Raw genomic sequence first — 12907 nt, 5'->3', positions numbered from 1 at the left:
TAGATAGTGCTGCTTGAGTTGCCTGCGGTGCCGGCAGGGGCGATGACGGCCAGCCGGGAAACCAAGGTTCGATCCATGAGCATTATCTAGTGCCCATGCCCGGTGCGCAGGTGTTGAGGTGGCCGCCCATTGCCGCTGGAGACACCACATGACATCCGTTGATTTCCCCCCTGACTCGATCGATACGCTGATAGCCCGCCAGTTGCCCGATTGGCTCACCCATGCCCCAGCCGACCGACGGAGCACTTTCCTGAAGGCCTTGCGCAAACAGGAACAGACCACCCGTAACCTGGGCGAGGTGCTACACAAGATTCCATCGCTGGAAGCGTTTGCCCGGCAACTGCTTACCGCTGGCCTGCAGCAAGCCGGGGTCAGCAATGAGCAGGCGTGGCGTTGGCAGGTGTTCCAGCAGGAATCGGAGTTCCAGCCATCCGTGCAACCGGGGATACGCAAGGCATACCCTGTCAGTTGGTCTACACGCAATTTGTTGACCGCCGCGCTGCACAACTATCACGTAAACGAGACAAAGGCTGACTCCCTGCGAAAAGCCTATTTCCTGGACGGGAATGGCAGGAGTCTGCAATTGAACTTCGAGGCGTTCGCGAAGCTGTGCAGGCAATTGGACGTGGGTGGAAGATACCAGGCCAAGCTCGATACCTGCCTGAAACCGAGTGATCCGCAAGGCGCCGCGCCAGGTCAGGCCGAGCGCGAGGTACACAAACTGTTCGAAGACAATCAGCGCGCGCATTTTCAGGTCGCTGTGTACATGGCCTTGTTCAAGGGCGCGCTGGACGAACGCAGCTACCTGCAACTGTTGCCCGTGTTGGCTGAAACCCCGGTGGTGCCGGCAGTGCCCCAGGTGACCACGGCGCGGCAGCTCTATCTGTTGGGGAAATGCATCCGCGGTGTAGTGACCCTCGAAGTGGCACAGGCAGGCGGCGATGGTGTCGAGGGGGTCATTGCCTGGGTTCCCGGCGATCCGATCAACCCTGTCGCTCGGTTTGCCACCTGGCAAGCCCTTTACGCTGCACTGGCCGTTCGTATGCAGAGCCCGGGCTACCGTGCATTCTTCGCTCGGTTTATCAGTGAGCGGGACCGAGGCCGCTTCTTTACCCTGTTGACCGAGCGCCTGGCGAAGAGGGCGGGTTCGGCTATCGAGCTCGACGGTCGCCACCTGGCTGTCAGTGAACCGCTGTACGTCCACCTGCGACGCTTGCAGATAGGCAAGATCTACGACGATGCCCGCCTGCTCGCCGTGCCCACGGGCGATGAAGACCAGCAGGCCCGTAACGAGCGGTTCAACGCCTATGCATCACTGGGGTTGGACCTGCTCAACCTGGCGGGCCTGTTCGTGCCGGTGCTTGGGGAGGCATTGCTGGCGGTGGCTGCGGTGCAGGTGGCTTCTGAAGTCTATGAGGGCTACCAGGACTGGCGTATCGGGGATCGCGAGGGTGCGCTGGACCACCTTTTTGGTGTGGCGGAAAACGTCGCCGCCGGCCTGCTCCTTGCCAAGGGCGGCGCGGTAGTGATCCAAGGCTTGAAGCGAGTCGCCTTCGTCGATGGCCTCGTACCGTTATCTGATGGCCTGGGCAAGGTAAGGCTGTGTTCGCCAAGTCTCGAAGGATATGGCGTGGATGCTGCCGAGGCGAAATTGGCCGACGCTGGGGGCGCTTCCGATTACCGTCTGCTGCGCAGTGAAGAGTCGGCCTTTCAGGTCTGGGACGATCCGCAGGACGGGATACCGCGTATTCGTCACCCGGGCCGCGCCGAGGCATTTGCGCCGTGGGTGGAGGACAACGGCGGTGGTTGGCATCATGCGCTCGAGCAGCCTCAGCGTTGGCAGGGCGCTGCTCGCCTGATGCGGCGCCTGGCGGCGAGCCTGGCAGAAGTGCCTGATGAAACGGCGCACCAGCTGTTGCAGATCACCGGCCTGAAGCTGGAGCAGCTTCGCCGGCTGCGTGTGGAGAATGCTCCGGCTCCGGGCCGTTTGCTGGACGCCTTCGAGTTCCATCAATTGCATGAGCAGATGCCATTGTTACGGGGGGCAGCGCTTGATCGCGTCTTCACCGAGCGCCAACCCAAGCCCAGTGCCGAGGCAGCTGCCGTGCTTGTGCGTGACTTCCCCACGTTGTCTGCGCACGCGCTGGACGAGTTGCTTGGCCAGGCTTCTGGTGTGCAACTCGATAACCTGGCCCAAGGTCAGCGAGTGCCGCTGGCGCTGGCGGAACGTGCGCGCTGGCTACTGCATGACACTCGTCTCGATCGGGCCTGCGCCGGCGTGCGCCTGCTGCGCGCGGCCAATGCAGACAGCGAGGCCTTGGCGTTGGGGCTTGTATCGGAAGCCGCCCCGTGGCCGGAATCGGTTCGCGTGGAGCTGCGTGAGGCGCAGCTAAACGGCCGGCTCTTGATGGCTTTCGGCGCGGAGCAAGCTGCTGATGTGCGTTGCATCGTCAGAGGCGAGCAGGGATACCATCTTGCTGACGCTGCCAGCCAGAATCTGGAGCTTTCACAAGCGTTGCTGCGCCTGCTCGAGGACGATCAGAAAGGGCTGCTCGGCGGTATCGAAGGGGAGCAGGGCCTGCGTGATTCCCTGGCTACCCTGGCCGCTGCCGACCGTGAACGGGCCGCGCGGCTGATCGGCTTGGCGCCGGTCGGGCAGGGGTTGCGCCCGGTGCACAGATTTGCCGACGGGCGTATCGGGTACCCTCTCAGTGGCCGTGCCGAAAGCAGCCGGCAGGCAATCAGAAGCGGTATTCACCAGGTTTTCCCGACGTTGACCGATGAGCAGTTGGACGCTTACCTGGCGGAGCTCATGCAACATTCGACAGGGCTATGGGAGCATTTCAGCCAGCTCCAGCAGCAGCTTTCCCGGTTGCGGGAGGCGTTGCATGGCTGGTGCGCCGAGGCTCCAGGCGTACTTGAGAATGCCAGGCGACGCCGAGTGGCCCGGCAGGTACGGCGAAGCTGGCGGCGGAAAATATCCAATCACGCCGGCGAATATGTTCTGACAATCGACGGAGAGCGGCTTGGCTCCCTGCCGGTGCTGCCCGCTGGGCTGGATTTCGGACACGTCAGCAGGCTGGTGCTGCGCAACATGAACCTGAGCGAAGTCGGTGCAGACTTCCTGTCACGTTTCGGCAACCTGATCGAGTTGGACCTCGGTGGCAATCGTCTCGAGCAAGTGCCTGTCGGGCTCGAGCGACTGTCGCGTCTGCTGCGTTTGAACCTTTCCGGCAACCGTATCGTGATGAATGTCGCCAGTGAACGGCGCCTGGCCAGCCTGGGGCGGCTGACGATGCTGGACCTGAGCCACAACCCGTTGGGGCGCGCGCCTGTGCTGACCGGCTTGCACCAACTTACTGATGTTCGGCTGCGCGACGCAGGCCTGGAGACGACGCCCGCGGACGTGATCCTGCGTGGGCATGTGGACTTGAGGGAAAACCGTATTCGCCAGTTGCGCCAGGAACTGAACGGCTTGGGCGAGCAATTGCAGTCGTTCAGCCTGCATGACAACCCGCTCGATGCCCAGGGCGAGGCCGCGCTTGATCGGGCTGCCGGTGTTGACCGCGCTGGCAGCAGGGGTGGTGGCTCGTTCCGCCATCGTGCTGTTGACCAGGCTGTCCGCGATGCCTGGGTCGGTAAAGACGGCGCATTGAAAGCGCCCAGGGCCGCATTGTGGGAGTCGTTACATCAGGAGCCAGATGCGCAAGGGCTGTTCCAGTTTCTTGCGGACTTTATCGACAGCGACGATTTTCACGAGCATCCCGATTATTTCCGTAAACGCATCTGGCGCATCCTTCAGGCATGCGAGCAACATGAACAGTTGCGGTTGCGGGTGTTTGCCGAGGCCTCGTCCCCCCGCACCTGCGAAGACCAGATGCTGTTGATTCTGGAGCAACTGGAGTTGAGCTTGCTGGCGGAGCGGGTGAGCAGCCGTGTTCCAGCGGCGGAGCTGGAAGAGGGGCTGGTTCGTCTGGGGCGGCAACTGGCTCGCCTGGATGCGGTCGACCGGTTCGCCGCTGCGCATATCAGGCAGTTGCGCAGAGTGGATGCGTCGATCGTGGACGATATCGAAACGAGGCTTTTTTTCAGGCTGCGCCTGCGGCAGCCGCTTGACCTGCCAATCGTGCCGGACACGATGCACTTCGAAGAATTCGCGAGAGTCACCGAGCAGGAGCTGCGCAGTGTTCAGAGTAGTGTGCTGGAAATGGAAAACCGAGAGGACCTGATCGTCTCGCTCGCCCAGCGCCCGTTCTGGGAGGCGCATGTGCGCCAGCGTTACCCAGGTCGCTTCGACGAGGTGCGGCAGCGCTTCGACCTGCGCCTGGAACAGATCGAGGCGGACCTGGCCGCGCAGCGCATCGATGAATGGACCCACGTACAACGCGGCAGGACGGTCATGAGTGATTATCAGGTTGCCGAACGTGACTTGATAAGCACGTTGGCCAGGGAAGCTTATGACCGGTTGAACCTGTGACTGCAGCGGTTACGCACCCGGTGCGAACTCACGGACGACTTGCTCGCCGTTCCGTGGGTGCGGGCAGACCACGGGTCACGCCGCTTGGGTGCGCGCCTGCTGCTCTCGTTGCAGATAGTCTGCAAGCGCCTGTTGCTCGCCGGTGCTGGTGAACAGGCCCAGCTTGGTGCGGCGCCAGAGAATGTCTTCAGCGCTGCATGCCCATTCGTTGCGTGCAAGGTAGTCCACCTCCCGGCCGAACAACCCGCCGCCAATGGCCTGGCCCAGGTCTTCCGGCCCTTGCACGCCATCCAGCAACTGCCATACGCGGCTGCCATAGGTCAGCACCCAGCGCCTGGCGATATCGACCGGCAACCAGCCACAACGCGCCAGCACCGCATCGACCAGAGCCTGCACCGTGGTCATCTGCTCACCACCTGGTAGCGGCGCGCCAGCGGTCCAGCTACCGCGCATCTGTGGGAAGTGTGGCTTGAGCTCGGCCATGGCCGACTCGGCCAGTTTGCGGTAGGTGGTCAGCTTGCCACCGAAAACCGAGAGCAACGGCGCTTGCCCTTCACTGGCGGACAGCGCCAGGGTGTAGTCGCGGGTGACCGCGGACGGATTGTCCGATTCGTCGTTGCACAGTGGGCGCACGCCGGAATAGGTGTGCACGATGTCGCTGAGGCTGAGCTGGTGGTTGAAATGGGCGTTGACCACCTTGAGCAGATAATCGGTTTCCTGCTCGGTGATCGCGACTTTGGCGGGGTCGCCGCTGTATTCGCGATCGGTGGTGCCGATCAGCGTGAAGCGCTCCAGGTACGGGATGCAGAAGACGATGCGCTGGTCCTCGTTCTGCAGGATGTAGGCATGTTCGCCTTCGTACATGCGCGGCACGATGATATGGCTGCCCTGGATCAGGCGGATGCCATAGGGGGCATCGAGCTTGAGGTCATCCTTGATGAAGCTGGCAACCCACGGGCCGGCAGCGTTGACCAGGGCGCGGGCGCGAATGGTCTGCAGGCGGCCGTCAGCGTGCTGCAACTCCACCTGCCACAGGCCATCCACACGCTCCGCGCGCAGGCAACGGGTACGGGTATGGATATGGGCACCTTTTTCCCGTGCGGCCATCGCATTCAGCACTACCAGGCGGGCATCGTCCACCGCGCAGTCGGCATATTCGAAGCCACGGCTGATTGCAGGCTTGAGCGGGTAGCCCGGGCCGAAGCGCAGGCTGCGCGAAGCACCCAGGCGCTTGCGCTTGCCGAGGTGATCGTAGAGGAACAGGCCGGCGCGAATCATCCAGGCCGGGCGCAGGTGCGGGCGGTGCGGCAGCACGAAGCGCATCGGCTTGACGATGTGCGGGGCTTTGGCCAGCAGCACTTCGCGCTCGGCCAGCGCTTCACGTACCAGGCGGAACTCGTAGTGCTCCAGGTAGCGCAGGCCGCCGTGGATCAGTTTGCTGCTGGCCGACGAGGTGTGCTGGGCCAGGTCGTCCTTTTCGCAGAGGAATACCTTGAGGCCACGCCCGGCGGCGTCGGCAGCGATGCCCACGCCATTGATGCCGCCGCCGATCACGGCGAGGTCATAGCAGTCAGCGACGGGGGGCTGGGACGAAACGGGCTGGGACACGGGCAAGGCCTCCTGGGGCTGTTCACATCGAATATGAACATTGATGTTCGTTTTCGAAAATACTAGCGCAACAGAAAGCCGGTCGCCAGTCAGTCTTTATAGAAAAAACTGATCAGATGAAAAAGAAATGAACATTTACGAAAATTTTGGATGATCGGTTTGAAAGGTGTGGCGTCTGTGGGATCGAGCGCGGCGCGGACGACGCTCGATCCCACAGGCGCGACAAGCCTTGCGGCATGCGCCTGTCAGCCCTCAAACCACCTCAAGCCGGATCTTGTACTGGTTCAGCAGCTGGGTGAGGGCGGGGGTTGGCGCCTGGTCGGTCACCAGGCAGTCGACCAGGCTGATCGAGCCCATGCGCACCATGGCGTTGCGCCCGAACTTGCTGGAGTCGGCGGCAAGGACCACTTGACGGGCATTGGCAATGATCGCCTGGGACACCCGAACTTCCTGATAGTCGAAATCGAGCAGGCTGCCGTCTTCGTCGATGCCGCTGATGCCCACCAGGGCGAAGTCGACCTTGAACTGGTTGATGAAGTCGACACTGGCCTGGCCGACAACGCCGCCATCACGGCGCACCGTGCCACCTGCCACCAGCACTTCGAAATCGTCCTTGGCGGCAAGGATCGCGGCCACGTGCAGGTTGTTGGTGATGACTTTCAGGTGGTTGTGGTTGAGCAGCGCCCGGGCGATGGATTCGGTGGTAGTGCCGATATTGATGAACAGCGAGGCATGGTCGGGAATCTGCCGGGCCACGGCTTCGGCGATGCGTTGCTTTTCGTCACGCATCTGGTCGGCGCGCATGGCGTAGGCGGTGTTCTCGATGCTCGAATCGTAGGCCGCGCCCCCGTGGTAGCGGCGTAGCAGATTGAGCTCGGCCAGCTGGTTGATATCACGGCGGATGGTTTGTGGTGTGACGACGAACAGCTGCGCCATTTCTTCGATACTGACGTAACCGCGTTCGCGCACCAGTTCGAGGATTTGTTGTTGGCGAGGGGGCAGATTCATGGGCGGTCCTTTGGGGCTGCCGGACAAATGCTGCAATGATGCCGTAGGACGCGGACTACGACCAGTAGACTATCGGGCCGGCTGTTTCACGCGATCCCCTGTGGGAGCGGCCTTGTGTCGCGAAAGGGCTGCAAAGCAGCCCCAGCAATTTCAACTATTGCGCATCAATCCTGGGGCCGCGTTGCGGCCCTTTCGCGACACAAGGCCGCTCCCACAGGTACAGCGACAACCTCGAGATCAACGCTGCACCCACAGAATTTGGACAAGCTATCGCGCCGGGGATCACGCCTCGTGATCTTCCCAGTCACGGGTACGGTCGACTGCCTTCTTCCAGCCGGCATACAGCTTCTCTTTCTGCGTTTCATCCAGCTGCGGGCTGAACTCGCGCTCGATGATCGCCTTGTCGCGCAGTTCGTCCAGGCCGCTCCAGAAGCCACAGGCCAGGCCTGCCAGGTAGGCCGCACCCAGCGCGGTGGTTTCGCGCATCTTCGGCCGCTCCACGCAGGTGCCGAGGATGTCGGCCTGGAACTGCATGAGGAAGTTGTTGGCCACCGCACCGCCGTCCACGCGCAACTCGGACAGGCGCTGGCCGCAGTCCTGCTGCATGGCGTCGAGCACATCGCGGGTCTGGTAGGCGATCGATTCCAGAGCGGCGCGGATGATGTGGTCCACCTTCACGCCACGGGTCAGGCCGAACAGTGCACCACGGGCATATGGGTCCCAGTACGGGGCACCCAGGCCGGTGAAGGCAGGCACCAGGTATACGCCGTTGCTGTCCTTGACCTTGCTGGCAAAGTATTCGGTATCCAGTGCGTCGTTGACGATCTTCAGTTCGTCACGCAGCCACTGCACGGTGGAACCACCATTGAACACCGCGCCCTCCAGCGCATAGGCCACTTCGCCTCGCGGGCCGCAGGCGATGGTGGTGAGCAGGCCATGGGACGACTTCACCGCCTGGTCGCCGGTGTTCATCAGCAGGAAGCAGCCGGTGCCATAGGTGTTCTTGGCCTGGCCCGGCTCCACGCACATCTGGCCGAACAGTGCCGACTGCTGGTCGCCGGCGATACCGGCAATGGCGATGCCGCTCTTGGTGTGGCCGTAGACCTCGGAGGAAGGGCGTACCTCGGGCAGCATCTGCCGTGGGATGCCGAGGATTTCCAGGAGCTTGTCGTCCCACTGCAGGCTGTGGATGTTGAACATCAGCGTGCGCGAGGCGTTGGTGTAATCGGTGACATGCACCTTGCCACCGGAGAACTTCCAGATCAGCCAGGTATCGATGGTGCCGAACAGCAGCTCGCCGCGCTCGGCGCGTTCGCGGGCGCCCTCGACATTGTCGAGGATCCACTTCAGCTTGGTGCCGGAGAAGTACGGGTCGGTGACCAGGCCGGTGGTTTCGCGAATGTAGGCTTCATGGCCGTCGCGCTTGAGCTGGGCGCAGATCTCGGTGCTGCGGCGGCACTGCCAGACGATGGCGTTGTACACCGGGCGGCCGGTTTCCTTGTCCCATACCACGGTGGTTTCACGCTGGTTGGTGATACCCAGTGCGGCGACCTGGGCGTGGCTGATGCCCGCCTGGGCCAGGGCCTCGACCATGGTCGCGCTCTGCGTGGCGAAGATTTCCATCGGGTCGTGCTCGACCCAGCCCGCTTGCGGGTAGTGCTGGGCAAATTCGCGCTGAGAGGTACCCACCACATTGGCGTCGCGGTCGAAAATGATGGCCCGCGAACTGGTGGTGCCCTGGTCCAGGGCGATGATGTAGTTCTTATCCTGGGTGTCTGTCATGGTCGTAGGCCTTGCGAAAATAGGGGTTCAGGGCTGGGCGTGATGCCGGCGTCAATTGACTTGAGTATCGCCCTGGCGATTGTCATTTGTCTCAGGGTTCACGGCGGCTGCCATTGGCAGGTTGCGGGCGATCAGGCCGCGATAGGTCGCGGCGCCCAGGCAGGCGCCAAGGATCGGTGCGAACACCGGAACCAGGAAATAAGGCATGTCCCGACCGCCAGTGAAGGCGATTTCGCCCCAACCGGCCAGGAAGGTCATGAGTTTTGGTCCGAAATCGCGGGCCGGGTTCATGGCAAAGCCGGTCAACGGGCCCATGGCGCTGCCGATCACGGCGATCAGCAGGCCGATCAGCAGCGGGGCCATGGCGCCGCGCGGCAGGCCGTTGTTGTCGTCGGTCAGGGCCATGATCACGGCCATCAGGATGGCGGTGATGATCACTTCGACCAGGAACGCCTGGCCGGTGGACAGCGATGGGTGCGGATAGGTGGAGAACACCGAGGCCAGTTCCAGGCTGGCTTCGCTACCGCGCAACATGGCGTGGGTTTGTTCGAAATCGAAGAACAGGTTGCTGTACAAGGTGTAGACCAACGCTGCGCCACAAAATGCGCCGCATACCTGGGCCAGCATGTAGAAGGGCAGCTTGCGCTTGTCGAAACCGGCGAACAGGGTGAGGGCGATGCTCACCGCAGGGTTCAGGTGCGCGCCGGAAACACCGGCGGTGAGGTAGATCGCCATGCTGACGCCCACGCCCCAGATGATACTGATTTCCCAAAGGCCGAAGCTGGCGCCCGCGACCTTGAGCGCGGCGACGCAGCCGGTACCGAAGAAGATGAGCAGGGCAGTGCCGAGGAACTCGGCCAGGCATTGGCTGGACAGCGCGGGTTGGCGTAGAGCAGTCGTCATGTATGACCTCGTTTTTTTTGTTGTGAGGCGCGTGGCGCTCGACAGCAAAGCCCGGAGTCTATCCCCGTTGACCCCAGGCAGATGTAGGAAATGCACCTTAAAAGTGCACCATTTATTCAGAAACGAAAAAATATAGACAAGAAACGCTGATGTCAAAGGTCGAAAGTGAACGGTCGGTCACGATCTGGATGCTGGTTTCAGGTGCGGATCCGCGTACTAGAGGCGCGCAGTTGCGGTTCGCTGGCTGAGGTGTGGGAATTGTCCTAAAGTAGCCGCCGAGCTGTCCCCGACCGGAGCCCCTGCATGACCCCCGCCCTAGACCTGTTGAAGAAACACCGTGCCGAGCATCGTGTGCACAGTTACGAACATGACCCCAAATCGGCGTCATACGGCCTGGAGGCGGCGGAAAAGCTCGGTCTCGACCCGCAGCAGGTGTTCAAGACCTTGCTGGCGAGCAGTGAGAAAGGTGAATTGCTGGTGGCGGTGGTGCCTGTGGTGGGTACGCTCGACCTCAAGGCCCTGGCCCATGCTGCCGGGGTGAAAAAGTGCGAGATGGCCGACCCGGCGGTTGCGCAGCGGGCCACGGGCTACCTGGTGGGCGGGATCAGCCCGCTGGGGCAGAAGAAGCGCCTGCGCACCTTCATCGATGACTCGGCGCAGAACTTTGCAACCATCCATGTCAGCGCCGGGCGGCGTGGGCTGGAGGTGGAGTTGGCGGCCGTGGTGCTGGCGGAACACACCCAGGGCAAGTTTGCCGGGATCGGTAGAGGCTGAGAATCTTGGGGGCTGCTTTGCAGCCCATCGCCGGCAAGCCAGCTCCCACAGGTACAGCGTTGCCTTCAGGGCATGTGGTGATTCTGTGGGAGCTGGCTTGCCGGCGAAAGGGCCGCAGAGCGGCCCCAGAATGTCGAATCAGGTCGCCGAACTGTATCGGCGAACGCCGTTCTCCTGCCGCGGCAACTGCGCCGCCACGCTGCCCGGAACCGGGAACAGCACCAGGTGATCGGCCTTGACCGCAATCCCCACATCCTCACCGACCTGATGGTCGTCATGGCTAGGGAAGATCGCCTCCAGCTGGCTGCCGGTCGGCAACTGCAGGCGGTACAGGGTCGATGCCCCAAGGAAGCTCTTGCCGACGATGTTCGCCTGCAGCGCGCTGCCCGGTGCGTGGACGATATCGTCAGGGCGCAGCAGCACATCCACCGAGCTGCCCGGCGCCATGATGTAGGCACGGTTGCCGCGCAGTTCACCCAGCTCGGTATTGACCGCTTCGTGGCTGATCATCTGCCCACGGATGAAATACCCCTGGCCAATGAAGCTGGCCACGAACGGCGTCTGCGGCTCGTGGTAAAGGTTGTAGGGCGTGTCCCACTGCTCCAGGCGGCCTTCCTTGAACACGCCAACCTGGTCGCTGACGGCAAAGGCCTCTTCCTGGTCATGGGTCACCAGGATGGCGCTGGTGCCGCGGCTCTTGAGAATGTCGCGAACCTCATGGCTCAGGCGCCGGCGCAGCTCCACGTCAAGGTTGGAGAATGGCTCGTCGAGCAGCAGCAGTTGCGGCTCCGGTGCCAGCGCACGGGCCAGGGCGACCCGTTGCTGTTGGCCGCCGGACAGTTCATGCGGGTAGCGCCCGCCCAGGCCGCCCAGCTTGACCAGCTCGAGCATCTCTTCGATGACCTCGGCCTGGCGCGGGTGCTTGGCGATGCCGAAGGCAATGTTCTGTGCCACGGTCAGGTGCGGGAACAGCGCGTAATCCTGAAACACCATGCCGATGCGGCGTTTTTCCGGGGCCAGGGTGAAGCCAGCCCGGGAAATGACCTCGCCAGCCAGCTGGATCTCGCCGTCGTGCACGGGTTCGAAACCGGCGATGGCGCGCAGGGTGGTGGTCTTGCCGCAACCGGATGAACCCAGCAGGCAACCGATGTCGCCTGCGTTCAGGTGCAGATTGAGGTTCTGGACGATGCGCTGGTCGCCATAGCCGCAGGCGAGGTTGCGCAGGTTGAGCAGTAGGGGTTGACTCATGCGTGGTGGTAAGCCGGTTCTACAAGGAATTCGAGAAGGGCCTTCTGTGCATGCAGGCGGTTTTCAGCCTGGTCCCAGGCGACCGAACGTGGGTCGTCGAGCAGGTCATGGCTGATTTCCTCACCACGGTGGGCTGGCAGGCAGTGCATGAACAGGGCGTCGGGTGCCGCCAGGTCGAGCAGTTCGCGGGTGACCTGGTAAGGCGCGAAATGCGCCAGGCGCCGTGCAGTTTCCTCCTCCTGGCCCATGGAAGTCCAGACATCCGTGGTCACCAGATGGGCGCCGCGCACGGCTTCCTTCGGGTCACGCACGATCTGCACGTGGTCACCACCAATGGCCATGAAGCGTGGGTCCGGCTCGTAGCCTTCCGGGCAGGCGATGCGCAGCTGGAAGTCGAACTGCCTGGCTGCCTCGATGTACGAGTTGCACATGTTGAAGCCATCGCCGATCCAGGCCACGGTCTTGCCCTGGATCGAGCCGCGATGTTCGAGGAAGGTCTGCATGTCGGCCAGCAATTGGCACGGGTGCGACTCGTCGGACAGCGCGTTGATCACCGGCACACGCGAGTTGGCGGCGAATTCGGTCAGGGTGCTGTGGGCGTGGGTACGGATCATCACCACGTCGAGCATGCTCGACAGCACGATGGCACTGTCGCCGATCGGCTCGCCACGGCCCAGCTGGGTGTCGCGCGGGGACAGGAAGATGGCCTGGCCGCCGAGCTGGATCATGCCGGCCTCGAACGACACGCGGGTACGGGTCGAGGACTTCTCGAAGATCATGCCCAGCACGCGGTTCTTCAGGGGCTCGAACAGCACGCCTCGCTTGCGCAGGTCCTTCAGCTCGATGCCGCGGCGGATCACCCCGAGCAATTCGTCGGTGGTGAAGTCCAGCAGGGAGAGAAAGTGCCTAGCGCTCATGATTGACTACCTTATCTGCAACGGTATGCAGGTCGACCGTATGGTTTTTTTTGACAACGGGAGTGACCTGCGGCGTAAGCCGCACGGGGGCGGACGAAATAGGGAAAGGCGCAATACTATAAGTAAATGTCGCCTGAAGCCAAGAGGGGAAACAGCTGCCCAGTACCAAAGGGTGTTGCAAAGGGTGTCT

At 62.7% G+C, this 12907-nt stretch carries 8 protein-coding genes; 2 read left to right on the top strand and 6 right to left on the bottom strand.

Features of this window, described 5'->3' with window-relative positions; genetic code table 11:
- Positions 1–148: 148 nt before the first annotated feature.
- A complete protein-coding gene (locus tag ABX298_RS04795) occupies positions 149–4477 on the top strand; it encodes an NEL-type E3 ubiquitin ligase domain-containing protein (RefSeq protein ID WP_367394137.1) in 4329 nt (1442 codons plus the stop codon).
- A gap of 75 nt (positions 4478–4552) precedes the next feature.
- On the opposite strand, the gene glpD is transcribed toward ABX298_RS04795, so the two are convergent.
- The 4 genes from glpD to ABX298_RS04775 all read right to left on the bottom strand — a co-directional run bounded on the left by glpD (position 4553) and on the right by ABX298_RS04775 (position 9778).
- Positions 4553–6085, bottom strand: coding sequence for a glycerol-3-phosphate dehydrogenase (glpD, locus tag ABX298_RS04790; protein WP_317409630.1), 1533 nt, complete (start codon positions 6083–6085; stop codon positions 4553–4555).
- A gap of 252 nt (positions 6086–6337) precedes the next feature.
- Positions 6338–7093: a DNA-binding transcriptional repressor GlpR gene (glpR, locus tag ABX298_RS04785; protein ID WP_025340394.1), complete on the bottom strand. Its 756-nt coding sequence runs from the start codon at positions 7091–7093 to the stop codon at positions 6338–6340.
- A gap of 282 nt (positions 7094–7375) precedes the next feature.
- On the bottom strand, positions 7376–8875 hold the full coding sequence (gene glpK, locus ABX298_RS04780) for a glycerol kinase GlpK (RefSeq protein ID WP_075046149.1): 1500 nt from the start codon (positions 8873–8875) through the stop codon (positions 7376–7378).
- A 51-nt stretch (positions 8876–8926) separates the two neighbouring features.
- Positions 8927–9778, bottom strand: a complete 852-nt coding sequence (locus ABX298_RS04775; protein ID WP_075046148.1) for an MIP/aquaporin family protein — start codon at positions 9776–9778, stop codon at positions 8927–8929.
- A 303-nt stretch (positions 9779–10081) separates the two neighbouring features.
- Between ABX298_RS04775 and ybaK the strand changes: the two genes are divergently transcribed.
- A complete protein-coding gene (gene ybaK / locus ABX298_RS04770; protein WP_075046147.1) occupies positions 10082–10552 on the top strand; it encodes a Cys-tRNA(Pro) deacylase in 471 nt (156 codons plus the stop codon).
- Between the two features lie 138 nt (positions 10553–10690).
- Here ybaK and ABX298_RS04765 read toward each other — a convergent pair whose 3' ends face one another.
- On the bottom strand, positions 10691–11800 hold the full coding sequence (locus ABX298_RS04765) for an ABC transporter ATP-binding protein (protein ID WP_085614210.1): 1110 nt from the start codon (positions 11798–11800) through the stop codon (positions 10691–10693).
- Positions 11797–12717: an ornithine carbamoyltransferase gene (argF, locus tag ABX298_RS04760; RefSeq protein ID WP_013973960.1), complete on the bottom strand. Its 921-nt coding sequence runs from the start codon at positions 12715–12717 to the stop codon at positions 11797–11799. Before argF ends, ABX298_RS04765 begins: the two co-directional genes overlap by 4 nt.
- Positions 12718–12907: the final 190 nt, after the last annotated feature.

Source organism: Pseudomonas sp. X4 (assembly GCF_040784925.1).
GTDB lineage: Bacteria > Pseudomonadota > Gammaproteobacteria > Pseudomonadales > Pseudomonadaceae > Aquipseudomonas > Aquipseudomonas putida_Z.
The sequence above is the reverse complement of the archived record's forward strand: the minus strand, read 5'-3'. Positions and strand labels throughout refer to the sequence as shown.